A 22,173-nucleotide genomic window follows, 5' to 3' on the forward strand; every position below is an offset into this window, starting at 1 on the left:
CAATCCCTAAGTATTAAAAATACCATTTTACAATTTTACAATACTGATAATCAATTATTTAATGATTTTTTATATTTTGGAATAAACATCAAAGCCAAATACATTTACTTTTAAAACCAAGGAAAATACATTCTCTTTGTGCCATCAAATACGATGATTCTTTAAGCACAAATGATGATTATATATTTAAAGATGATACTTGAGTTTTTTCCTTTTATAAGGAAGAAGTTCTGTATCGTCTTTTTTCTTTGTGTTATCAATTTTTTCCAGTCTCAAATATTTCAGGCCAATAGTTCTACACTTTATATTTCAGAAGGAGCATCTATTATTGACGTTTACAAAGAAAATACTGATAAAATAGAGGTCAATATTGGGAAGATTTTTGTTTCAAAAAATACACTTGTATGTACTGATAAGAATACAATTTCTGCACAAGTTGTTTTGATAGAATCTCATAAAAAGGCTTCTTCTACAAAAAAACATCTTGTATTTATTCCCAAACTAAAGAAATTAGATTCGGGAAAAATTGCGGAACCTATCAAAAAATCCGATTTCAATTTCGTATCCGGAAAATCAAATTCAATTTTCCAAACGGATTCGGCTAACGGATATATCGCCGTTTCAAACACAAATTCACAGATAAAGGCAATTCTTGAGAAGAATTCCGCTCTTAATTTCAACAAAACAGTTTGCAAAACGCCTGTTAATCCCTTCATAAACAATGAAAATAACAGTAAAAGGAGTGTAAACTATTTTTCTATTCGTCCTCCGCCTGTGGTTGAATTTATTTCGAGTATGTAATTAGAAAAAATTAATTCAAATTTTAAAACAAATGAAACAAAAAATACTAGTGTTGGCACTTTTGTCAATTTCATTATCAGTATATAGCCAAGTTGGAATAAAAACCGAAAAACCAATTGGTATTTTCAATATTGATGGACAGAAAGACAATGCAGGTTCTTTAACACCAACTGCAGCACAACAACTTAATGATGTGGTAGTTCTCGCAAATGGAAATGTCGGATTAGGGGCAACTTCACCTAATGTTAAATTCACCGTTGTTACTGGAGGTACATCAACTTCACCAAAACCAGATATAAAAATTGTGGATGGCAACCAGACCGCAGGACATACAATGATTAGCGATGCAAACGGTGTAGGAACTTGGAAGTTACTGAATTTAGGGGCAACATCTACAATATCGCCAATTGCTAATCAATCTTCCTCAGTTACTATTTCGTCAGATAATTCAGGTGCCACATTCATCAACACAGGGGAAACGTTGCATATCCCCGAAGGCAGATGGAACGTTAATGTTGGTATGAGGTTTAATTATGTAGCATCAGGAGGAACAATTGATTACAAAAGTAGTTATTACCTTAATGGATATATTTCTTCCAGCCCAACAGCAATTTCGCAAACAGGGTTTACCGTTGAGAGTGTCACCAATAATCCTGATTTTTCCATTGGTGGAGTTATTGTACGAGGATCAAATTATATTTCGGGTACAGCTAATGACAATAATGGTAGCTATATACAAGGAAGCTCAATAATTAATGTAGGACCAGGTGGTGTAGATTTGTATATTTTAATAGAAAACATTGCAACTCCTACAGGTGCAACAGGTGCATCTTGGCAATATACACCCAACAACGCGGAAAATATTTTTTACGCAGTTCCCATTAATCCCGCTTAAGAGTAATAATCATTATAAATAAGCATAATAATTTAATATGTCTACAATGAAAAAAAATATAATTATACTCATTTCATCTTTATTTTGTGGAACTTTATTTTCACAAGTCGGAATTGATACTCCAAACCCTCAAGGTGTTTTTAATATTGATGGAGGAAAAGATAACCCTAAAACTGGTTCCGCACATACACCAGCACAACAACTAAATGATGTTACCGTACTACAAAACGGTAACGTAGGACTTGGAACAATAACCCCTACTGCTAAATTAGAAATACAGACAGGCGGAACTACTGCACTACCTGTACCCGGATTCAAATTGATTGATGGTTCTCAATCGGCTGGTGCCATGCTTACTTCAACTACCGATCAAGGAAATGCTAAATGGACAGTCTTGGGAACAGCGAAAGGTACTGTAGTTGGAACTATAGAAACACCTGGCTTAATTGTTACGTCTGATGAAAATAGTGGTCAATATAGATATACCAATTATAAAATTGAATTAACTACGGGCAATTGGATTGTAAATACGGGACTTAAATTGAATAACACAATGAACGTAAACATCGGTGATGGAACCTGGGTACACGGTCTTGTGTCTACCGATAAAATTATGAGACAACAGATTGGGTTTTCTCAAGATGCTAATTATAATGCTGGCTATGCAGCTGCTCTAATCAAGAATGAAACGGCAAATTCTCCTAATTTTTTCGCTGGTACAGTCAACGTAACAGTCACGGCTCCATCTGTCACTCTTTATTTACTCCTTGATAATGTTAAGCGATATGGTGGTGCTACATCTGGTGTTCAATGGTCGCTTGATCCAAATGCGAAAGGAAATTATTTTTATGCAATTCCTGTTAACAAGTAATATCTAAAATTTAACTACAATGAAAAAAAATATATTATTCATATTATCCTTTATAATTTGTGGAGGACTTTCGGCTCAAGTGGGCGTAAATACAGGTAATCCCCAAGGAACTTTTCACATTGATGCGGACAAAAACAATCCTACTTCTGGAAGTACCTTTACTTTTGCAGAACAAAATAATGATGTAATTGTAATGCCTGACGGAAAAATGGGAATAGGAACAATACATCCTGATACTAAGTTGGATATTAGATCAGTAGATGCATCAGTTGTCAATCCTACATATACTGCCGGTTTTAGATTGTCAGATGGCAATGAAAAGACTGGTAGAGTTTTGCAAACAGACGCAAATGGGCTTGCTACTTGGAAGGACATCAGTAAACGAGATATCGTAATTGGGAGGTTTTCTGGTTCTGCACCAGTTTATTCTGATAATGATCCTGCAACAGTAGCAACAGTTCCTTATAAATTGATAGGTGCAACAATAGATCTAAAACCTGGAAAATACGCTGTATATCTTGGTCTATCAGTCTATTTACCTGTTTCATATCCATTAGGTTATAGCTATTATTTGCCTGTACTTTTAAGTTCATCAAATACCTCTATTGATACAACAGGTTTTAGTTATCAATCCGGTGCAGGTACTGCAGCTGCTTTTGGAGGTAGGATGGTTAAAAACAGAGGGAATACCAGTCTCAATATGATACAAGGAAGTCTAATTGTAAATGTAACAAATCCTGCGGGTGTTAAACTTTATACTTTTTTAAAAAACATACCATTATATAACGATGTTACACTGACTGCTACCCAGCAAACGCCGCCACTTACAAGCTATAGATTTAATGCAACAAACTGGGAAAATTTCTTTTATGCATTACCTATAAACTAAGAAGTGATTCTGAAAACACAAGTAAATGAATTTAAAACACATCCATATAGGAAAAATGATTGAAAAAGAGGTTGCAGACTGCGGGATAGAAATGTCCCGCATCTGTAATTTTATGAAATGCAATGAGGAAGACATCAATCAAATGTATCTTCAGGAAAACCTTTCCACTGATGTTTTATTGAAATGGAGCAAATTATTAGAATATGATTTCTTTAGAATATACTCACAACATTTGATCCTGTATGCACCACAATCAGCCAAGGAGCCAACATTGGAACATACAAAATCATCACTTCCGCAATTCCGAAAAAACATCTATACAAAAGAAATTATAGATTTCATCTTGGAGCAAATTTCATCGGGAGAAATGACGAAAACACAAGTGATGGAAAAATATAAAATTCCCAAAACAACGCTTTACAAATGGATAAGCAAGTACAACTAATAGGATTGACCAAAAAAGAAATACTGAAAAAAAATGGGTGATGAGTTCAACTTCTACCCCGATAAAAAAGGGTTTATATCTTGAAAAAATATTGGTTGGGAAAGCAGAAAAAACTCATCATCGAATTTGATGATGAAGATAAAGCTGTAAAACAATACACAAAAAGTACGTATGAAAAATAATCAGCCCGACTATAAAACAATCTATGCGGATATTCTCCACAAAAAACACCCCGAAAAAAAAGCAGAATGTTTTCCTTTATTAGAAAAGGAAAATCTTTCGGTTTTGGATATTATCGAACTCAACAAAAAAATATTTGGTATTGCTGATAAAGAAACCCAAGCAGAAAACCAAAAACACCGCTCTTATTCCAAATCAGATATTTTAAGCATCCTTGACTATCAGAAAAAACACAAACTAAACAACATTAAACTCGCAAGACATTTCGGACTTAGCAGAAATACCGTTGCCAAATGGAAAAAAACATTCGTAGTATAGGACCTATACAAAAAAAATAAATTTTTCTACGACAGCGCAGCGCTCATTTTCATTATTAATAATGTTAGTTATTGAAAAATTTATTTCTCATCATTTGTTGTACTGACTCTCACGTGCCAGTATTTTTCAAAAGTATACACAATAAAAAAACAAAATATTATGAAATCGCACTCAGAAGTAGGACACGCAAAAAATGTCGCAAATTTTGCAGACTTAATTGCTTATTGCACTGCATACGGAACCACCTACAATCCGTCCAAAACAGCATTGCAATTACCATCACTCAACACATTATACACCTCTGCACAAACAGAACTCACCAACGTAACCACCGCAAAAAATACATTCGACACCGTTACAGGCGACCGCCAATTAGCATTTGAACCCCTCAAATCTTTAGCAACAAAAGTTTTCAATTTCATCTCCGTTACAGATGCCACAGAGCAAACAATCGCAGATGCCAAAACCATCAACAACAAACTACAAGGCAGAAGAGCGGGAACGCCCACAGAAACTACACCACCACCTCCTCTTGGAGAAGGCACTCCCCCTTTGGGGGAGCCGGAGGGGGCTATTTCCGTTTCACGCCAAAGCTACGATATGCTCACAGAAAACTTCTCTGCACTCATAGACTTAGTTTCCTCAATTCCTTCATACACCCCAAATGAAGCCGACCTCACAACCGCTTCACTCACAACATTTCACGCAAATCTTCAAACTGCAAACACCAACGTAACCAATGCCGAAGTAGCATACAGCAATGCAAGAATTTCAAGAAACAATGTGCTATACACCGAAAGCACAGGCTTAGTAGAAATAGCTTCTGATGTCAAAAAATATGTAAAAGCAATTTTCGGAGCAACCTCTCCACAATACAAACAAATCAGCGGAATCAAATTCACAAAACCATAATTCTAAAATAATAAACCAATAACTAAAGAGTTGCAATCCCAAAAATTGCAACTCTTTTCCATTTTTATAAAACTCTTTTCCGTATTTGTAAAATTCCTATCCTTATTCATAAAACTTCCGTCCTAATTTATAAAACTCACTTCCTGCATTATAAAACTCACATCTGCATTATAAAACTCACATCTGCAAGTATAAAACTTCTATCCTAATTCTTAAAACTTACGTCCTCATTTATAAAACTCCCATCCTATTTTATATTTCTTGTATCCTTACTTACAAAACAAACAGAAAAGTCCAACGCATAGGGAAAAGCACATTTGCAGTCCGCTCCACCCACAGCAAAACCAAAGACTGCAAAAGAGCTTTTCCCTACCATCTTTCGCCCACCGCTAAAAAAGAATAAATTTCCCACCACTACTCCTGCATATTTTACAACTAACTGAACAAAAAGCACTGCATATAACATTGTATTATATAATGTACATCTATTTTCCCTTTTATTCATAGTGCTTTATAACTTTTACATCTAAAAAAGTACAACATAAGTATAACAAATTAGAAAATATCGATAAATAAAGCGATTTGGGTGATTTTGTTTTTAGATTAAATCTTTTATACCTGATAAACAGGAAATTCTTCTAAGCTGGCTTTTGTCCAGCTTTTTTTAATGAGTTCTTATTCGAAATTTTAGACGGCTAATCCGATATTGATCGATATCCCTTTCAAAAATAGAAATTGATTTTTACCCACTTCCCTACTTTTATTTTCTAAATGTACTTCATATAAAAGAAAAGTAGCGAATTAGAAAGCATTCAAATTAAGTATTTATTGAAGTACTTGTCTTAGTTTTGGTATTTGTGAACCATATTTTATAAGGATTCCCCTCCTGAAAAGAAAAAACAAAAATATATCAGATTTAAAAAATGTTAAAATCGCAATTTATATGCTTTAAAAAATACATTTATGAATCAAAACTACGCACTTACAGAAACAGTACCTTTTTCGGAATTCACCTCTGTAAAAATTACAGAAAACTTCGACGCATTGTTTGATGTAGAAAAAACTCAAGAAGAAAATTTGACATCGTACTGCCAGAATCTTATGAACAAAATTTTTCAACTCAGGTATTCACATATCCCGAATTTTCTCAAACATCATTGTGCTATTGCTGATAATCCGATGCAGTGGCTGAACAAATTTGAAAAGCTGATCTCAGTGAATGAAAATCTTTTCTTAAAAGACAAAAACGAAAGCCGGCTCATAAAATTTCAAACCTGTATTGAGTTGAAACGATTCAAACTCAGATATGAGGACACTCACAAAAGCACGTTGAGATTAAATAAAACGCACATTAATGCAGAAAGTGAAGACCGGTTCTTTAGTTTCAGAGATGTTAAGGAAAAACTTAACAGTATAAAAATTTTTGAAGAAAAGATCGTTTATCTTACTCATCAAAAATACGATTATCAGCAGTCTGTCATTGATTTCGTGAACAAAAATCTTCCTTCATTTGATGAACAATGCAATAATGAAATTGCAAGGCTGATTGAAGTTAAAAAACTAGAAGAGCAGATTACTAAGAATAGTACCAGTCATCAAAGAAAAAAAGTTTTAGGAAATAAAATTAGAGTCAACAGTAATCTCAATCAGCTTGTCGATGTATTTTTTCAACTCAATAGAGAGCTTTTTATCGAAGGTAAGCCATTTTTAGATGCTAATTCCTCAGACTTTGTAGCATTAATTTGTAATAATTTTGTGGATAAAGATGGGTACGAAATCAGCCAGGCAACTGTAGAAACGATTTTGCGTCCGTCAAAATATGATAAAAGACCCAAGTCTCACAAGCGTGTAGATATTGAAAAATTAATCTAAAAAAACTTAGTCCTGTTGTGACCGTTTCGGGACTTCGGGACTTTTTCCTTTTGCTCAATTTTGCTCCATAATCATTAAATAAAAAACAAGTTATGGAAGCAATCATTTTTTCAAAAGAGCAATTCGATGCTTTACTTTCAAAAATCGACCAAATTTACCACAAAGTGAACATGAAAAGCCTTCCGAAGCAGGAGGTGTTTTTGGACAACGAGGAATTTATTAAAATGCTGAAAATTTCCCGTAGAACAGCTCAAACTTGGCGTGATGAAGGCAAAATATCATTTTCACAGGTTGGAAACAAAATCTATTACAAGCTTTCAGACGTCGAAAAAACGATGGATGAATACTACAATAAATCCTTTTCAAAAAAATGGTAATTCAACAAAAACCAATATCATTATGGATATCGATCCGCAAACACCACTTTGGAAACTGACTGTTGAAGAATTTCTGGAAGTTTCCAAAAAACTGAACTTGGAAAACAAATACGAATATGGGCTGAAAGGATTGGCAAAAATACTGGGATGTTCGGTTTCAAAAGCATCTGAAGTTAAATCTTCAGGGATTTTAAACGAAGCCATTATTCAGAAAGGAAATATCATCATCATTGATAAGAAGCGTGCATTAGAACTATTTGCCAAAAAGTAAAGATGTATTATCTGGAGCTCATACAAAGGTTTTGGAATTTTAACCAAAAAGCACAACTGAATACTACAACCATTGCGATGTATCTCTATCTTTTGAAACTAGGACATGATACCAATGGATACCATATTATTGTTTCAGATGTCGCAATGAGTAATGCTTTAGGAATAACAAGGAAAACGGTAAAACCTACAAAGGAAAAACTTCGGAATTTAGGATTAATTCAGTTTGAAAACAGAATCGGACTCCCCTGTTCTTACAGGATTTTGTTGAATTACTCTTTTGAATGTAAAGATCCGGAAAAACAAAAAATAAAAAGCAATAATGAATTCCATGCTCCAATATTAGAGAAAATTGAAAATTCCCAATCGGACAGTTTGCCAATTCAAAATAATTCCAAAACAAGTGTCCTGAAAGATGAAAAAGTACATAATAACAAACCAAAACATTTCAAATCAAACCAACCTTCCTGGAAAGAATTTATCGAATATGCACAAACCTTAGAAAACTATACCTCTCAATTGGATTTTAGTATCGAGGAAAAGTACAAAATATGGAAAATCAATGGATGGAAAAATTCGTCTAAACTTCCTATTACCAATTGGAAATCTACATTGAAGAGCACTCTACCCTATCTTTTAAATCCTAAAGAAAACAGTAGTTTTTCATTACAAGATATTCCCAACATAAAACGACCTGAACCCAAAAGTAAGAATCAATAAACCAAAAAAAGTGAAAAATTCAACAATCAAAATATCAGACTTAAAACTAGGACAAAAAGTAAGCATCAATGGGATGCTCGCTGAGTATAAAGGTATTCAGAAAGTACGGATTTCAAATTTCGGAAAAGTGGAAAAAAGAGTTTTCAAAGCGGATGGAATTAATATTTAAAAATATTACAATCTCATTGATGGCCCAAAAACACTGAAAAGTGAGAAAATCATACTACTATAAAAAGTTTTCCTTTGAAACAATAAATTTGAAGCAGATTATGCCTGTACACGAAAAGAATTTACGATTTATCCGAAAAGGATTCGAAAGTAAAAGCGAGAATAATCCTGATAAAATCCGTATCGGAAACCATTTTGTGGATGATTTTATTTTTGATGAAAATGAAGCAGCGGACATTCCCATTAATGCCCTTCGTGTGATTTTTAATATTATTTCCATTATCGGCAATGAGCAGTTCCGTCCACAAGATCGTCCGAAACAACTCTCCCTTTTCGATGAAGAATTTGAAACTGAAAATAACATATTCGCTTCCATAAAAATCAGAAACAACAAAATATCGCCGAGCGGATCAACAAAACAAGTGATTGATGCCTATGAATTTCTGACAAAATTCAAAATGGGTTGGTATAAATCTGTCAATTCCAAAGGAAAAGAAATCAAAACTTTCGGCGGACTGATTTCTACTCCCAGTTACGATAAAAGAGGTTTTACCAGTTTTCTAATCAGTAGTTATTGGCTGAAAAAACTTTTGGTCATTCCGGAATACAATTATGTTTTGTATAATTTGGTCTATAATATCAAGAATAACAAGCACATTATTTTTGCGATTTGGCTTTCAAAACTTCCTGAAAATGGAACAGTTTTAAAACTTTCCACGCTAAATAAAAAGTTTGGACTTAAATACAAAACCACCAAAGATTTTTGTTTCAAATTTTTAAAACCTGCAAGAATCAATTTAAATAAATTCAATACGATTTCCTTTAACTATACCTACAAAAAAGGCACTATTTTCATTATCCCCTGCCAAACCAAAATGATTTTGAATAGCCATTTATCTGAAAACTCAGGAGAAATAGTGAACGTTACACGAAGATTAAATTACTTCCGAATGAGGTATGGGTTAATGGAAACTGAGATGCTACAGTTTTTCCATCAATACCGAAATATTCCGCAAACAAGAGAACTGATCGAAAAAGCCTTCAAAGAATTTGTTAGAATAAGCAGACTAAAGAAAATAAAGTCAACAGAATTTCAAGGGAAACTATTTCTGAATGAAATTCAGGAACTCATCATAAAATTATACAAGGAAACAAAAATGGGAGAATTATTACCCAATGGATTTCCAATTATTATTTGAATTCGGATTTACACTCACCAGAAATTCGGATTTGCACTCACTAATGTTAAAAAAATGCCAAAATATGAGAGTTTTTTATTGAGATTTCGGATTTGTGCTCACTCCAAATTTTAAAAGTCAATAAAAACGTGAACAAACACTGCTTTTTGTGGATAAAGCAGAGAATAATTAGAATTTGGAAAAATCAATTCGGAATTGCACTCACCAAAAAACAGTTCGTATTTCGGATTTGCACTCACTCTACTTTCGGAATTGAACTCACCCTGAATTCGGATTTGTGCTCACCAAAAAAGCCGTTCAAATCCTTTTCCATAAGGTGATGACACGATTCATTAAAAGAATATTAAAAGTAATTAAAAAATCTTTTTTTATTTAAAAGGAAATTGTGGATAAAGTAATTGCATTAAAAAAGAAAAAAATATGAATTGCGAAAAAATTAAACAAAAAGTCGGAATCAGAACCGTTTTGGAATCTTTTGGACTTTTTCCGGTCAAAGAAAACCGAAAAACAGCTTTTTATTTTGCATTGGACAGAGAAGAAAAAATCCCGAGTTTGTCTGTTGATTTTACGAAAAATAAAGCCTTTGATTTTGGAACGGGAAAAAATTACGACGTAATTTCGATTGTTCAGCAAATGAAAAAATGTTCCGTTTCGGAAGCATTGAAATTCCTTTCAATATTCAATTTTTCAGTTCAAAATGAATTTTTAATTGGAGTGGTCAAAACACAAATTGATTACAAAATTCTTGAAATTAAGGAAATCACGCATTTTGCTTTAATTCAATATTTAAAATCCCGAAAAGTCCTTGAGCAAAAGCATTTGGTTAAGGAAATTCATTACGAACTGAACGGGAAAAAGTATTTCGGAATCGCCTTTCAGAATAATTCCGGTGGTTTTGAAATTCGCAATGCATATTCTAAAATCTGTTTGGGTAAAAAGGACATTACCTTCTTTCAAATCGAACAAAATCCCAACAATGAAATTGTTATTTTCGAAGGTTTTTTTGATTATCTGACTTTTCGGAATTTAGAAAAATCAAATCACTCAACTTCCGATTTTTTAATTCTTAATTCAACATCAATGCTTTTCAAAGCCGAAGAAAAGTTAAAGAAATTCAATAAGATTTCATTGTTTTTAGATAACGATGCTAACGGAAAATCAGTTAAAGCAAAAATTCAAAATCAATACAAAAACGTGGAAGATTGTTCTTTGATTTATCACAATTTCAAGGATTTGAATGAGTGGTTTTGTGAAAAGGAAACGAATACATTTTCGCCATAATCAAATCGTTTTTCCTTCGGGTTTTGGAAAGTCTTTTCCTAAATCTGAAAATAATCTCCTGACTTTCATCCGCCAACTCAACCTTGCTTCTGTCCATGTTTTGCCTGCTTCTACAATATCAATTCTATCATGTGAATGTGATGGTCTACCCGATCTGGATTTTTTCGGCTCATCAAATTCTAAAAGCAGTTCCGGATATTCCAAAACATCTTTTTCAATATCCAAATCAAATAAAGATTGATGTTCCGGTAGATGAAATGTATTTCGTTTCTCTGAAAGTTGTCTGAATAAAGTGATTAACGGAATTTCATCGGTAATAAAGTCCAAATCGTAAATGTCTTTTTTTGCAAAACGATTGGTCGCACTCATCAACTTGAAGAGTCCGATGTCGTTTTTGTGAATGAGCCTGAAATCATCAATAATTTCGGGTTCAAACAGACATTTCATATTCTGAAGAAACTCGACTTTTATTATTTCTTCATTTACAGTCAAAAACATCCTGAGAAACATAAATTGATCTCCTAAATCTTCGTTGATGAGAATGGCTTTTACATCTCCTTTTCCGTAATGGTTCTGAACTTCAGCAATAATTTTTTCAAATCCGAGTTTCCCGACAATATCAGGAGAAATAAAATCAATATCAACAGAAATCCGATGTCCGTAACGTAATGCCAAATTAGTTCCACCACCCAAAGAAAAATGAGCTACAGATGATAGATTTTGTAATTCGAGAATGGTTTTTCTTAAACTGATTTCTACAGCGCTCATATTCTAAACCGAGAAAATGATGTGGTATTGTATCTTTTGGAAACCAAAGCACAGACTTCGTTACTGATGATTTCTTTTGTATTTTTAAGATAATTGAGGATGTCTTTTTCAGAATAAATACGTTCCAATTTTTGGATATCATCTTCAAATGAATCTGCAGTAGTTGCATACATCGCCCTTGGAATAATTATATCCTTATCCTTTTCAGAATGAAGTTTATGATAATCCATATCCCAAAAAAGGTATTTGGGAAAAATTGCCGATATGTTAACGTTCTGTTTCACAATACAAATTTAATCAAAATTTGTGATTCTTCTTCATACTTGAAAAGTATTCATAAAGTATACCAATATGATTTTATGGAATAAAAGGAATATTGGATTTTGAAAATATTCAAACAATTTTAAAACCACTTAAAAAAGACCAATTTCTCAATGGATTTCCATTTGTTTTTTCATTGATGAAAACGTTGTTGAATAGCCCCTAACTGCGGTTAGTGCTTTTTACTGTTGCAAATGTAGGGCAGCATCAATCACTCAAAAAAATCTTTTTGGGTTTCTACAAAAATTCTTTCCACTTTGCTCCAACAATTTTTCCAGACACTCCTAAATCCTTCGGACAAAAAGATTTCAAGCCCAATTCGGATTCTGTTTTCACCAAGCGGACCTGAATCAGGTTTTGTGTGCCTGATACTGTCCTATAATCATCGGCAAAGAAAAAGCCGGAACCTCAGTTATACGAATCAATTCAACTCAAGACGTTCTTTGACATCAACGGAAAAACCAAAAGAAAATTCAACAAAAAAATACTGCTTTTCCAATTCGGAAAAAAGTAAAAAAAAAAGCCGAGTGTCCTCGATACCAAATCAATTCACTCGAAAAATTCTAAATCATCACAAATCACAAACTAACCACAGTTTAAAAATTAGCAAACAATCATTAACCATTAAAAATGTACAGTATGAATACAATTATCGGTAGAGTAACCAAAAACGCAGAAATCAATACTTTGAAAAACGACAAACAAGTTGTTAATTTTTCAGTAGCCATCAACGACAACTACAACACCAAACAAGGAGAACGCAGAGAACAAACCACGTATTACAATTGTTCCTATTGGATAAATTCCAAAATAGCTGAGTTTCTTACAACGGGAACGTTGGTAGAACTTTCGGGTAGAATAAGCAGTAGTGCATGGATTGGAAAAGATGGAGAAATCCGTTCGGGATTGAATTTCCATACTTCCAACATTAAACTTCACGCAGGAGGAAAAAGGGTAACAGTAGAAAATGAACCACTACAGAAAAACAATAATCCTTTTTCAGATGAAACAGAAGATGATTTACCATTCTAATTATTCAGAATTATGAAAACCACTAATAGTAATAATTGGATAGCTACAAAATTTGTACATCATGATGTTCCCGAATTGAAAACTTTACAATTTTCAAAAGCTTATCAACTGCGGGAAAAACTTAACAAAGGAGAAAAGATGAACCGAATTGAAAAGAATTGGCTTGCAGAAGCGGTGAACAGAAATGCATACTTCAAAAAAGCAATTCCTGTAGGTGGATACCGATTTGGATTTGAAGATGTCCTTAAAACATTTTTAGTCAAGCAGTACGGCAATTGGTACGAATACAATTCACCCGATATAACAAGTCTTAAAAGAATTGTTTATGGCAGAATTGAACAAATAACAGAAATCCGAAACTAACAAATCAGCAAACAAATCAATAACACTAAATTATTAGCACAATGCAAACCAATTTTTTCAGACAACTCGCCAAAATGAATCTTATAGGCGATTTGCAGATAATTTTAAGACCAACCCAAGACAACAGTTTTGTACTTTCCGTTTTGCTCAATAATGAGCAATGTGGAGACGAAGCAAGGAAAACCATTCCACCGCTGAATCTTCGAGGAACAGCCGAAGAATTGGACAATGGATTTTTTGAAAGTATCTCCACACCATTACAAACGGCATCGGGTTTAATGGTGGATATGGAATCTTTTATGAAACAACTCGAAGAAGCCAAAAATAAATCTGCAATGGAAAAGGAAAAATCCGATAAGGAGAAAAAAGAAAAGGAAGCCAAAGACAAAAAGTACAGAAAAGCCTTTCAAAAAGCGGAGGAACTCGAAAAAGAGGGGAAATACAAAGATGCGTGGTCGGCTTTGCCAAAAGTTTCGGAACATCCCGATTTTGTAGAACAAATCCGTAAAAAGCAGGACGAATACGAAAGGCATTTTGCTCCAAGTCTTTTTACCGAACCAACCAATGAAAATATTGAATCTTATTAATCCAAAGAATGTTATTAGCTACCAAATTAGAACGAGTTTTTATCTTGCAAGACAACAATCAAGAAATAAAACTAACCGACCCCGAACCGAAATGGAGCGTAGAAACGGTAATGAATTTTTACGCCAACACCTACCCGATTTTAACTACCGCCAAAGTTTCCACACCTCAAATTCGAGAAGATACAATACAGTACAAGTTTGAAAGCGTAATGGGAACGAAAGGATAAAATGACTGACTGTTGTTGGTTGATAGCTGATTGAATTTTATCAATTCTAAAGCATCAATTTTTTCAGCCAACAACTGACAACAATCAACCATCAACCATCAACCAAAATAAAAATGAATGCAACGAAAAATCATATCGGGAAAAATCCTATTTCCAAAGGAACAAAAACAAAGGTTACTACACAGACAATTAGGCGGGTTCAACGAATGGATGAAACAGCCGAAAGACGCGAACGAGATACGGAAAGACAAACGTCAATCCGTTCCAATAGCAATGATTCCAATGGTTTTCTGAAATGTACTTTTCTTCCAAAGCTGAAAGAATCGGAAAATTTACAGTATTGTAAAAACACTGCTAAAACGGAAAGGGATTTTTATCAGTCCCTTTCCCAATTGGCAAATCATTACGGAATTAATCGTAAACCGACGCGGGATTTTACATTTCCTTACAATCTTGCACTGACTTTGAAAGATGTACAAAATCAACTGAAAAACAAAGTACAGGATTGGGAAGAAATCCGACTAATACAAGATGAAAATAAAACCTATTTTACAAGTGAAGAACGCTACAATACAGGACAAACGTTGTATTACATCCCAATACTTCCGTTGTACCGATTATCCAAAAATCCAAAGCGGAAAAAATCCGCACAGCTTCTCCAATCCCTCTGCTCGTATTTGTATCATATTGCAGAAGTTCCTTATTATCGAAAACAGGACAGCTACCTGTTTTGGATGTACGAAATGGTTGCAGAATGGCTTATTTCCGATGACCAAAATGAACTAAAACCAACGTATTTATCGGAAATAAAACAAGCGGAACAAATTGGTGACATTATAGAAAAAAAAATTTACAGCCATAATAATTTAAGTCGATTTAATGACCATTTGAAAAACTTTAAAGCCAAAGATAGTTTTGACAATGATTGTATTATGTTGGCAAGTAAATTTTTCTCTCTTTACAAGCAATATCCAAATGCTACGATTTACCGCAACTCCCAACCCAACTCAGAAGCAGACGAATACGAAAGAGATTATGTTTTGTCAATGAACAAATACGTTTCTTTTTGTTCAGATGTAAAAGGCGAACTATTTCAAAGTCTTTTTGAAGCAGTTAATGCCGAGTTTCAAGAATGTACGATAATGGAAGAACCAACTATTATAAAAAGGTTTGACGGAAACAATATCACAAACAAAAACCTTGATTTTGAAAACCGAATTTTTCCTTTGATTGAAGAACTGATTTACATTTTAAACAATTTTTAATACATAAAAATGAACGATATTACACAAAATTTCGGAACGCTTTACCACCCGACATCAGCATTGGTTTTTTATCAGACCGATGAAAGAAACAGAGATACTTATGTAGAGTATTTCGATATGGACAAAAACGGAAATCCAATCAACGCCCATCCATTGACAGAAAGAGAATCTAAAATATTGGTAAAAGCATTAAGCCTAAACACTAAAAAAGAAAAATGCCAAGATTTTCTAAAACCAAAAGGGATTATGCCGCCCAATATTCTGCATATTAAACCAAGTGAAAATGGTAGTGTAATTTGGTACACTAAAGCAATGAAACGACAATTGTATTTTGTTGAAAATTTAGAAATACCCAATGGAATTGCGGAAATCCCTCCAATGCTTTGGTTCGCTAACAAACGAAGTTTAAGCATTTTTGCCCTTTCTAATAATCGCAGACCAACTGAGAAAACTAAATTATATCATGCTCCCTTTTTCAATGTTTATGAAAATGGCAAAGTATGTATGGGAACGGTAGATGTGAATATTAAAAAATCAGCTTCAGTTGAGGAATTTACGAAAAAATGGGAACACTATTTTTTCAATTCTTATTTCAGTCATTTGATGAACGAGCATAATCCGATAAAGGGAAATTGTGTAATTCTTTGGAAAAGCCTTATTAGTACTGATGAAACATTCCCTAAAGAAGAATTGAAAACCACCAATAAAATTTTAAAAAATTTGCTCTGATGAATACTGAATTTAAAATCGAAATAGAAACTTTGCTAACTGCCGAACCACGAACTAAAGTTCATTTCACGGATAATTTATTAATCAATCCAACCAATCCGATTTCTATAAATCTAATTGGAGCAGGTGGAACAGGTTCGCAAGTTCTAACCGCATTGGCAAGAATGAATCACGCTTTAACGGAACTTAATCATGCAGGATTATCCGTAAGATTATGGGATGATGATATAATTACGGAAGCTAATTTGGGCAGACAACTTTTTGCGGAAAGTGAATTAGGATTTTATAAATCCGTTGCATTGATTAATCGTGTAAACCGATTTTTCGGAACGAATTGGAAAGCCGAAACCGTAAAATTTGAAAGGAAAAGGTTGAGCCAATTGCCCGAAAATGCAACGGCAAGTATTTATATTTCCTGTGTGGATAGTGTGAAATCAAGATTTGAGATTGCTGATATTTTGAAAAGTCTGAATAATCGCAATTCCTATTCCAATCGTCCATCTTATTGGATGGATTATGGGAATAGTCGGTTTTCGGGACAGGTTTTGCTTTCAACGATTGGAAATATCAATCAACCCAATTCGGAGAAATATGAAAAGGTGGAAAATCTTCCTTTTATTACTGAAGAATTTAGAGAACTATTAATACATTCCGAACAGGAAGATGAAATGCCAAGTTGCAGTTTGTCAGAAGCACTCGAAAAGCAGGATTTGTTTATCAATTCAACTTTAGCACAAATGGGAAATTCGCTTTTGTGGAACTTATTCCGAAATGGATTAACAGAAAATAGAGGATTTTTTCTCAATCTAAAGATTTTTCAATCGCAACCGATAAAATTGTAATTTTTACCGCCTAATGAAAAATCGGGCGGCAAAAATGCAATTCCTCCCTTTACTCGGAAACGCATTTTTGCAGAAAAAGGAACAACCCCATTTCTAAAACAATGCCTAACTTGGACAAGCTTGTTTTTGAAAAAAGGTTGCAAAAATATCTTATTGAAGTTTATACGATCCAAATAAAATTTAGAATAATAAAAAGTCTTCTTTGAGGGATTTCCCCAAAGAAGACTTTAATTGAATAGGTTAATTATTTCTATTCTTATATATCTGATTACTTTCTGTAGTATGTTTATTACCTGGCAAGATATATTTCATTATCACATTATAAGTTCCTTTTCTCATAGATTTAAATTGTCCGTTTAAGAACAGATATGCTGGATGAGAAGAAGATATAACACCCGATGCCAAATCATTAACAATTTGATTTCTTATATCAATTAAATCTTTTTTATACCATAATGGCAAGTCATATTCATACGGAAAATAAGTGGACACCGTTCCATAGTTTACCCCATTTTGGACACTGTTCAAATAATAATTATTAATAGAAAATGCACGTTTCGGAATCAATCCATATTCTTCAGCATCTCTGTTTAAAATAGTATATTTATTTCCAACCGGAAGCTGGTTATATAAAACAGGATTGATGTCTTGTGTAAAGTAGTCGTCATTCAACTGTGCTTCTATCATAACCAACGATTTTCCTGCGGTATAATTATTACCAATTAAATCTGCTTCTTCAAATGGTTCTGTCTCCTGCAAACTATTTGCAAGTGAAATTACATCTGCCGAATGAATAATAAAATTGTAATTCGACACATTGATTGCACTTATTTTATTAGCAAACTTTTTATACTTACTCGTTTTAAAAGTATATGCTAAACGCTCAATTTCTCCATCTCTTACTACATTTTCTGCTTGTTTATTCTCAATGGTAAAATCGTTACCTTCTTCGGTATGAGTTGTCTGTGAAGTACCTGCCGTTTCGGAAGCTCCATCTTTCATCGTACTAAATATAGTCATTTTATATTCCGATAATGTTTTGATATCTGGCATCTCGTAATACAATTCGTTTTCAGCGGATTTATAATTGAAAACAGTTTTCTGTTCTGTATTCTTACTTATATCTTTTATTCTTACAGCAGTTTCCCATTTACTGTCTTCAAACAAATAATCCTGACCTCGTTTCAGTTTTACATATCCATCTTTATATTCATCTTTGAAATAATATTTCTGATCTACTACTGGATATGCATATTCAATATTAGTTAGAGGAATATGATCTGGAGCAGAACCTGTTGTAAAGCTTCGCTCTTCAAACTCTTTGACCAACTGTCCATTTTCAGTAATTGGTTGATAAACACCATTAACTAATTTTTGGAAACTTACTTCTACCTGAGCCTTAAATGATTTATTTGGCTCTAATATATCTGTTGATACAAAATTAGCCCTGTCTTTAAGTGTTGACCACTCTAATGTTCCTTCTACATTTTGCCCTGCATCATTTACTAAATTAAATCTCTCTAAAACCACTTTATAAGTATCTACATTTCCGTTTTCATTTGGTAATTCAATAGGTTGATTAACTTTCATAGCAAAAGTTGCCTGAGGAACAGCAAATACATCTACGTCATTCGATTGATCTTTAGGAGAAACATCCATAATCATTTTCATTCCATCTAAGGCTCCTCCATTTGCAAACTCGCACTGCTTGCCAATGGTTACTTTAAAATTAAATTTTCCTTTTATCAACCCTCCTAGAATATTCATATATCCTCCTACATAACCTCTCATCCAAAAAGGATTTGGTAATTTCGCCTGCATTAATACTGCTGCTCCCGCGGAAATAATAGGAATTTTCATACGAATGAATAAAAGCTTGACTTTAACTCCTAATTCTCCTTGAAGATAAGCATACGATTGTCCATTTGCATACCAACCGTCAATACCTATCTGTTCTCCTGTATTCGCGCAAGCTGCTTCCCCATAATTTTTCAGCATAATATCAAATCCAATTCCTGCTTTAAAGTTCGCATAGAAAATTAAAAATGTTAAATCCCCAGTATCAATACTTAAATCGGAACCAAAAGCAAAACCTCCCGCATTAGCCAATTCATTTTCATCTCTCATGTAATTAAGCTGTTCGGCATCTACACCCAAAATATTTGCTACATGAGGAGGTGGCGGTGGTGATCCTGGAAGATAAGTTCCTGCCATCAAATATGAACCTGTTTGTAATGAAATCCCAGCTACACCTAATTTTACCCCAATTCTCTGATCTGGTGTCCCGATATATAAATACCAATCCTGTGGATCTTTATGAAAGACTGCCCAACCGGCTCGTCCACCTTCTCCAACTCCTGAAATAAATCCTGCATTGATGTAAACATCCAACGTTCCGTGAGTTGTTTTATTAACAATATCAAATTGTATAGCTGCTCTGAAATCAATTGCTGCCTTAGTATCTTTTGGAACATCTGGGATTGCTATTTTGGCTATTGGGAGAAAACGATTTTCAAAACTTGATCTTTCATCTGTTTCCGTCTTCATATTTAAGAAAGAAGCACTAGATTCTAATCCAGTATTTACTTTTTCAACAAGATTCCTAATATCATCGAGACCCGGTATTTCTTTCATAACCTGCCCTTTTCCATAGACTGCTGCAAAGTTTAATCCCCCATGTTGATTGAATTGCAGTTCAAAAGCAGCCTCTCCGTTAAAGGCTTTTTCACTACCTATAGCAAAACTAATTAGCGCCTTTAAACCTAAGCCTGTACCTTCATATGGCTCATAAGTAAGCCCTGAAGGTGAAAATTCTGCTGGATCGGCGAATGCAGAGCGTTTCATTTTATAGTATGCTCCCCCTCCGAAACCATTGATGAAATAAGAGGTTCCTGTCAGTTTAGCACTAGCGTCGAAATACCAATAACGGAAATCTTTCTTTCCAAAAATGGCTTTAGCACCAACTTCGAAAGCTCCTTTCATCTCTACATTAAGTTCCGCATTAAATCCCTTACCATAAATTGGATGATTTTCCAACAAATCTAATCTACCAGTCATATGAAACCCGCTGAATTTTGCATCAATCATAATTGTAGATAAATCTAAGCCAGAATACTTCCAACGCTGTCTATTTCCTTGGGGTTCCAAAATTCCCTTAATACCCAAACGTGCATCTGCTTTGAATTCACTTTTATCCATAAGGTTTAGACCTAGATCAAAATATAAATCCGCACGATTATCTTGAGCAATTATTTCAATATTACCGATACTTACAGGAAAGTTTCCAAATTTAATATTGTCATGATAGCCCATGCTTCCTATTTGTATCATCGGAAAAACTGTTTGTAACGTTAAATTCTCGAAGGTTAATCCTTTGAAATCTATTGTCTTTTCATTCTCTGGTGTTTCTTTATCGTCTTCATCCTTGCTCGATTTGGATGCTGCAAAATCTATAGATCCATGTAATGTTGCTTTGGGAAAAAAGCGTCCTTCTCTCACTTTAAGTTGAATAGAACTATTAGGCAACAAAGTAGCTTTAGCTTTCCAAATATCAAAATTAATATTATTGGCTGTTGAAACCGTTAAGCTATATTCATAATCCGAAATAATTCCATCATACAAAAAACCATAATGTGTTTGTTGTGTATTATTTTCTTTTACTTTCGTAACTGGTAAAATAATTTCCCCTGCCAAATTGGCTTTTATAAGCTTATTGGTTTCTAGTGTCACACTAATATGGTCCAACGAATACGCCCATGCATTTTTATTGTCAGTAATACCTTCTTTAATGGGAAATACATTGTCTGCATAAAATGTCCCAGATACTCCGAATTTATCAATCAATAGTTTAGACGCTCCTAAATGAATTCTACTATTATTCTGGGCGGTTGCATTTGTTTTAAATTCTGATGGCAAAGCTACATCTAATGTTTCCACAAAAACCCCTTTCCATGTGTCCTGATTGGGAAAAAGGAGTCCATTCTGATGATAAGTTGGTGGAAATGCAACTGTAGGGCTGTTTCGTATATCACTTAAATCCAAAACAGCATTGTTCACTAGAAACTGAAAATTTCCATTATAATCGGTTCCATTTTGTTTTTTGTTAAGCACAAATGGGTCTAAGGAAACTTCCACTAGCATATCGTTCCAGCTTGCTGCAGTAAGACTAAAAAAACCTCGTACTCTATTAGGCACCAATGCATTCCTACCATTGCTTAAAGTGACAGGAATCTTTGCGTCAGACTCTGCTACTTTACCATCTCTAATGGGTAAGATAAGACTTCTGGAAAATTCGACAGCGCCTGATAATTTTAATTCTTTAAAACCATCACAATCTATAGTCACATAGGTTAAATCTTCAATCTCTCCTGTACTTTTATTAAATCCTCCAAATAAGGATATTTGCCAAGAGTTTTCATTGATAGGAATATTCAAATCTCCTAATAATGCCAATTTTGCGTCACCAATAATTCCTCCGTCATGAGATAATTTTATATCCTGTGCTCCAAAAAACAATGACATAGGTAAGCCTTTTTCTCCTTTTTGAGGAATATCGACTTTGGCAAATACCGTAAGCTCTGTATATTCAGGGTAAAATTTTGCTTTAGTAACTCCAATCGTATAGGTTGTATTATCTCCTGCAATCTTAGATTTTATACCAATAGGTAATGAGACAATATTTTGGTTGGATATATTGTCCACATACGCATTGTTTTTATCTATTTCATTAAAGGAATCTACTGCTCCAGAACGCATTTCTTGTGAGGATTCTTGTGCTAACAAAAAATGACCTACGAACAATACAAAAAACTGAAATATATAGTAAATCTTTTTCATGTAAT

At 33.8% G+C, this 22,173-nt stretch carries 25 protein-coding genes; 21 read left to right on the forward strand and 4 right to left on the reverse strand.

What is annotated here, in order from left to right; all coding sequences use genetic code 11:
• Positions 1 to 192: 192 nt before the first annotated feature.
• The 7 genes from AC00Y6_RS05420 to AC00Y6_RS05450 all read left to right on the forward strand — a co-directional run bounded on the left by AC00Y6_RS05420 (position 193) and on the right by AC00Y6_RS05450 (position 5,311).
• Positions 193 to 801, forward strand: coding sequence for a hypothetical protein (locus AC00Y6_RS05420; protein ID WP_474489600.1), 609 nt, complete (start codon positions 193 to 195; stop codon positions 799 to 801).
• 52 nt (positions 802 to 853) lie between these two features.
• A complete protein-coding gene (locus AC00Y6_RS05425) occupies positions 854 to 1,696 on the forward strand; it encodes a hypothetical protein (RefSeq protein WP_474489601.1) in 843 nt (280 codons plus the stop codon).
• Positions 1,697 to 1,742: 46 nt separating this feature from the next.
• The gene (locus AC00Y6_RS05430; protein WP_474489602.1) at positions 1,743 to 2,567 is read left to right on the forward strand and encodes a hypothetical protein; all 825 of its coding nucleotides are present in this window, start codon (positions 1,743 to 1,745) and stop codon (positions 2,565 to 2,567) included.
• Between the two features lie 19 nt (positions 2,568 to 2,586).
• Complete coding sequence (locus AC00Y6_RS05435) at positions 2,587 to 3,456, forward strand: hypothetical protein (RefSeq protein WP_474489603.1); 870 nt, start codon at positions 2,587 to 2,589, stop codon at positions 3,454 to 3,456.
• Between the two features lie 25 nt (positions 3,457 to 3,481).
• Positions 3,482 to 3,901, forward strand: coding sequence for a transposase (locus AC00Y6_RS05440; protein ID WP_474489604.1), 420 nt, complete (start codon positions 3,482 to 3,484; stop codon positions 3,899 to 3,901).
• 171 nt (positions 3,902 to 4,072) lie between these two features.
• Positions 4,073 to 4,399 carry a helix-turn-helix domain-containing protein gene (locus AC00Y6_RS05445; protein WP_474489605.1) on the forward strand — a complete coding sequence of 109 codons (327 nt, stop codon included), beginning with the start codon at positions 4,073 to 4,075 and terminating at the stop codon, positions 4,397 to 4,399.
• A gap of 159 nt (positions 4,400 to 4,558) precedes the next feature.
• Positions 4,559 to 5,311, forward strand: a complete 753-nt coding sequence (locus AC00Y6_RS05450) for a hypothetical protein (protein ID WP_474489606.1) — start codon at positions 4,559 to 4,561, stop codon at positions 5,309 to 5,311.
• A gap of 247 nt (positions 5,312 to 5,558) precedes the next feature.
• On the opposite strand, the gene AC00Y6_RS05455 is transcribed toward AC00Y6_RS05450, so the two are convergent.
• Positions 5,559 to 5,816, reverse strand: a complete 258-nt coding sequence (locus AC00Y6_RS05455; RefSeq protein WP_474489607.1) for a hypothetical protein — start codon at positions 5,814 to 5,816, stop codon at positions 5,559 to 5,561.
• Positions 5,817 to 6,274: 458 nt separating this feature from the next.
• Here AC00Y6_RS05455 and AC00Y6_RS05460 point away from each other — a divergent pair, with 458 nt between their 5' ends.
• The 7 genes from AC00Y6_RS05460 (at position 6,275) to AC00Y6_RS05490 (ending at position 11,198) form a co-directional block, all read left to right on the forward strand.
• Positions 6,275 to 7,183 (forward strand): hypothetical protein, encoded by a 909-nt coding sequence (locus AC00Y6_RS05460; RefSeq protein ID WP_474489608.1) that lies wholly within the window; start codon positions 6,275 to 6,277, stop codon positions 7,181 to 7,183.
• Positions 7,184 to 7,275: 92 nt separating this feature from the next.
• Complete coding sequence (locus tag AC00Y6_RS05465; protein WP_209390961.1) at positions 7,276 to 7,560, forward strand: helix-turn-helix domain-containing protein; 285 nt, start codon at positions 7,276 to 7,278, stop codon at positions 7,558 to 7,560.
• Between the two features lie 22 nt (positions 7,561 to 7,582).
• Positions 7,583 to 7,831: a DUF3853 family protein gene (locus AC00Y6_RS05470; RefSeq protein WP_421772821.1), complete on the forward strand. Its 249-nt coding sequence runs from the start codon at positions 7,583 to 7,585 to the stop codon at positions 7,829 to 7,831.
• A gap of 2 nt (positions 7,832 to 7,833) precedes the next feature.
• Positions 7,834 to 8,550 (forward strand): hypothetical protein, encoded by a 717-nt coding sequence (locus AC00Y6_RS05475; protein WP_474489609.1) that lies wholly within the window; start codon positions 7,834 to 7,836, stop codon positions 8,548 to 8,550.
• Between the two features lie 10 nt (positions 8,551 to 8,560).
• Positions 8,561 to 8,719, forward strand: coding sequence for a hypothetical protein (locus AC00Y6_RS05480; protein ID WP_474489610.1), 159 nt, complete (start codon positions 8,561 to 8,563; stop codon positions 8,717 to 8,719).
• Positions 8,720 to 8,759: 40 nt separating this feature from the next.
• Entirely contained in the window at positions 8,760 to 9,917 is a 1,158-nt protein-coding gene (locus AC00Y6_RS05485; RefSeq protein ID WP_474489611.1) for a hypothetical protein, read from the forward strand.
• 420 nt (positions 9,918 to 10,337) lie between these two features.
• Positions 10,338 to 11,198 carry a toprim domain-containing protein gene (locus AC00Y6_RS05490; RefSeq protein WP_474489612.1) on the forward strand — a complete coding sequence of 287 codons (861 nt, stop codon included), beginning with the start codon at positions 10,338 to 10,340 and terminating at the stop codon, positions 11,196 to 11,198.
• Here the strand turns inward: AC00Y6_RS05490 and AC00Y6_RS05495 are convergent, their stop codons facing one another.
• Both AC00Y6_RS05495 and AC00Y6_RS05500 read right to left on the reverse strand, forming a co-directional pair.
• Positions 11,199 to 11,966 carry a nucleotidyl transferase AbiEii/AbiGii toxin family protein gene (locus AC00Y6_RS05495; protein WP_474489613.1) on the reverse strand — a complete coding sequence of 256 codons (768 nt, stop codon included), beginning with the start codon at positions 11,964 to 11,966 and terminating at the stop codon, positions 11,199 to 11,201.
• Entirely contained in the window at positions 11,963 to 12,250 is a 288-nt protein-coding gene (locus tag AC00Y6_RS05500; RefSeq protein WP_474489614.1) for a DUF6922 domain-containing protein, read from the reverse strand. Before AC00Y6_RS05500 ends, AC00Y6_RS05495 begins: the two co-directional genes overlap by 4 nt.
• Before the next feature lie 676 nt (positions 12,251 to 12,926).
• Here AC00Y6_RS05500 and AC00Y6_RS05505 point away from each other — a divergent pair.
• From AC00Y6_RS05505 to AC00Y6_RS05535, 7 genes are all read left to right on the forward strand, one after another.
• Positions 12,927 to 13,319 carry a single-stranded DNA-binding protein gene (locus tag AC00Y6_RS05505; RefSeq protein WP_474489615.1) on the forward strand — a complete coding sequence of 131 codons (393 nt, stop codon included), beginning with the start codon at positions 12,927 to 12,929 and terminating at the stop codon, positions 13,317 to 13,319.
• A 12-nt stretch (positions 13,320 to 13,331) separates the two neighbouring features.
• The gene (locus AC00Y6_RS05510) at positions 13,332 to 13,682 is read left to right on the forward strand and encodes a molybdenum ABC transporter ATP-binding protein (protein WP_474489616.1); all 351 of its coding nucleotides are present in this window, start codon (positions 13,332 to 13,334) and stop codon (positions 13,680 to 13,682) included.
• A 41-nt stretch (positions 13,683 to 13,723) separates the two neighbouring features.
• The gene (locus AC00Y6_RS05515; protein WP_474489617.1) at positions 13,724 to 14,269 is read left to right on the forward strand and encodes a PRTRC system protein E; all 546 of its coding nucleotides are present in this window, start codon (positions 13,724 to 13,726) and stop codon (positions 14,267 to 14,269) included.
• Between the two features lie 8 nt (positions 14,270 to 14,277).
• Positions 14,278 to 14,496 carry a PRTRC system protein C gene (locus AC00Y6_RS05520; RefSeq protein WP_474489618.1) on the forward strand — a complete coding sequence of 73 codons (219 nt, stop codon included), beginning with the start codon at positions 14,278 to 14,280 and terminating at the stop codon, positions 14,494 to 14,496.
• Positions 14,497 to 14,609: 113 nt separating this feature from the next.
• Complete coding sequence (locus tag AC00Y6_RS05525) at positions 14,610 to 15,761, forward strand: hypothetical protein (protein WP_474489619.1); 1,152 nt, start codon at positions 14,610 to 14,612, stop codon at positions 15,759 to 15,761.
• 9 nt (positions 15,762 to 15,770) lie between these two features.
• The gene (locus tag AC00Y6_RS05530; protein WP_474489620.1) at positions 15,771 to 16,490 is read left to right on the forward strand and encodes a PRTRC system protein B; all 720 of its coding nucleotides are present in this window, start codon (positions 15,771 to 15,773) and stop codon (positions 16,488 to 16,490) included.
• Positions 16,490 to 17,332: a PRTRC system ThiF family protein gene (locus tag AC00Y6_RS05535; RefSeq protein WP_474489621.1), complete on the forward strand. Its 843-nt coding sequence runs from the start codon at positions 16,490 to 16,492 to the stop codon at positions 17,330 to 17,332. The genes AC00Y6_RS05530 and AC00Y6_RS05535 overlap by 1 nt, the downstream gene beginning before the upstream one ends.
• A 240-nt stretch (positions 17,333 to 17,572) precedes the next feature.
• On the opposite strand, the gene AC00Y6_RS05540 is transcribed toward AC00Y6_RS05535, so the two are convergent.
• Complete coding sequence (locus tag AC00Y6_RS05540) at positions 17,573 to 22,168, reverse strand: hypothetical protein (RefSeq protein WP_474489622.1); 4,596 nt, start codon at positions 22,166 to 22,168, stop codon at positions 17,573 to 17,575.
• Between the last annotated feature and the right edge of the window lie 5 nt (positions 22,169 to 22,173).

It is taken from the genome of Epilithonimonas sp., assembly GCF_056329745.1.

Bases quoted from the DNA above. Each gene is read 5' to 3' on its own strand.
- AC00Y6_RS05540 (WP_474489622.1), bottom strand. From the start codon at position 22,168: ATGAAAAAGATTTACTATATATTTCAGTTTTTTGTATTGTTCGTAGGT.
- AC00Y6_RS05435 (WP_474489603.1), top strand. From the start codon at position 2,587: ATGAAAAAAAATATATTATTCATATTATCCTTTATAATTTGTGGAGGA.
- AC00Y6_RS05460 (WP_474489608.1), top strand. From the start codon at position 6,275: ATGAATCAAAACTACGCACTTACAGAAACAGTACCTTTTTCGGAATTC.
- AC00Y6_RS05505 (WP_474489615.1), top strand. From the start codon at position 12,927: ATGAATACAATTATCGGTAGAGTAACCAAAAACGCAGAAATCAATACT.
- AC00Y6_RS05525 (WP_474489619.1), top strand. From the start codon at position 14,610: ATGAATGCAACGAAAAATCATATCGGGAAAAATCCTATTTCCAAAGGA.
- AC00Y6_RS05490 (WP_474489612.1), top strand. From the start codon at position 10,338: ATGAATTGCGAAAAAATTAAACAAAAAGTCGGAATCAGAACCGTTTTG.
- AC00Y6_RS05510 (WP_474489616.1), top strand. From the start codon at position 13,332: ATGAAAACCACTAATAGTAATAATTGGATAGCTACAAAATTTGTACAT.
- AC00Y6_RS05535 (WP_474489621.1), top strand. From the start codon at position 16,490: ATGAATACTGAATTTAAAATCGAAATAGAAACTTTGCTAACTGCCGAA.
- AC00Y6_RS05420 (WP_474489600.1), top strand. From the start codon at position 193: ATGATACTTGAGTTTTTTCCTTTTATAAGGAAGAAGTTCTGTATCGTC.
- AC00Y6_RS05475 (WP_474489609.1), top strand. From the start codon at position 7,834: ATGTATTATCTGGAGCTCATACAAAGGTTTTGGAATTTTAACCAAAAA.
- AC00Y6_RS05445 (WP_474489605.1), top strand. From the start codon at position 4,073: ATGAAAAATAATCAGCCCGACTATAAAACAATCTATGCGGATATTCTC.
- AC00Y6_RS05440 (WP_474489604.1), top strand. From the start codon at position 3,482: ATGAATTTAAAACACATCCATATAGGAAAAATGATTGAAAAAGAGGTT.
- AC00Y6_RS05515 (WP_474489617.1), top strand. From the start codon at position 13,724: ATGCAAACCAATTTTTTCAGACAACTCGCCAAAATGAATCTTATAGGC.
- AC00Y6_RS05520 (WP_474489618.1), top strand. From the start codon at position 14,278: ATGTTATTAGCTACCAAATTAGAACGAGTTTTTATCTTGCAAGACAAC.
- AC00Y6_RS05455 (WP_474489607.1), bottom strand. From the start codon at position 5,816: ATGAATAAAAGGGAAAATAGATGTACATTATATAATACAATGTTATAT.
- AC00Y6_RS05470 (WP_421772821.1), top strand. From the start codon at position 7,583: ATGGATATCGATCCGCAAACACCACTTTGGAAACTGACTGTTGAAGAA.
- AC00Y6_RS05465 (WP_209390961.1), top strand. From the start codon at position 7,276: ATGGAAGCAATCATTTTTTCAAAAGAGCAATTCGATGCTTTACTTTCA.
- AC00Y6_RS05530 (WP_474489620.1), top strand. From the start codon at position 15,771: ATGAACGATATTACACAAAATTTCGGAACGCTTTACCACCCGACATCA.
- AC00Y6_RS05450 (WP_474489606.1), top strand. From the start codon at position 4,559: ATGAAATCGCACTCAGAAGTAGGACACGCAAAAAATGTCGCAAATTTT.
- AC00Y6_RS05495 (WP_474489613.1), bottom strand. From the start codon at position 11,966: ATGAGCGCTGTAGAAATCAGTTTAAGAAAAACCATTCTCGAATTACAA.
- AC00Y6_RS05430 (WP_474489602.1), top strand. From the start codon at position 1,743: ATGAAAAAAAATATAATTATACTCATTTCATCTTTATTTTGTGGAACT.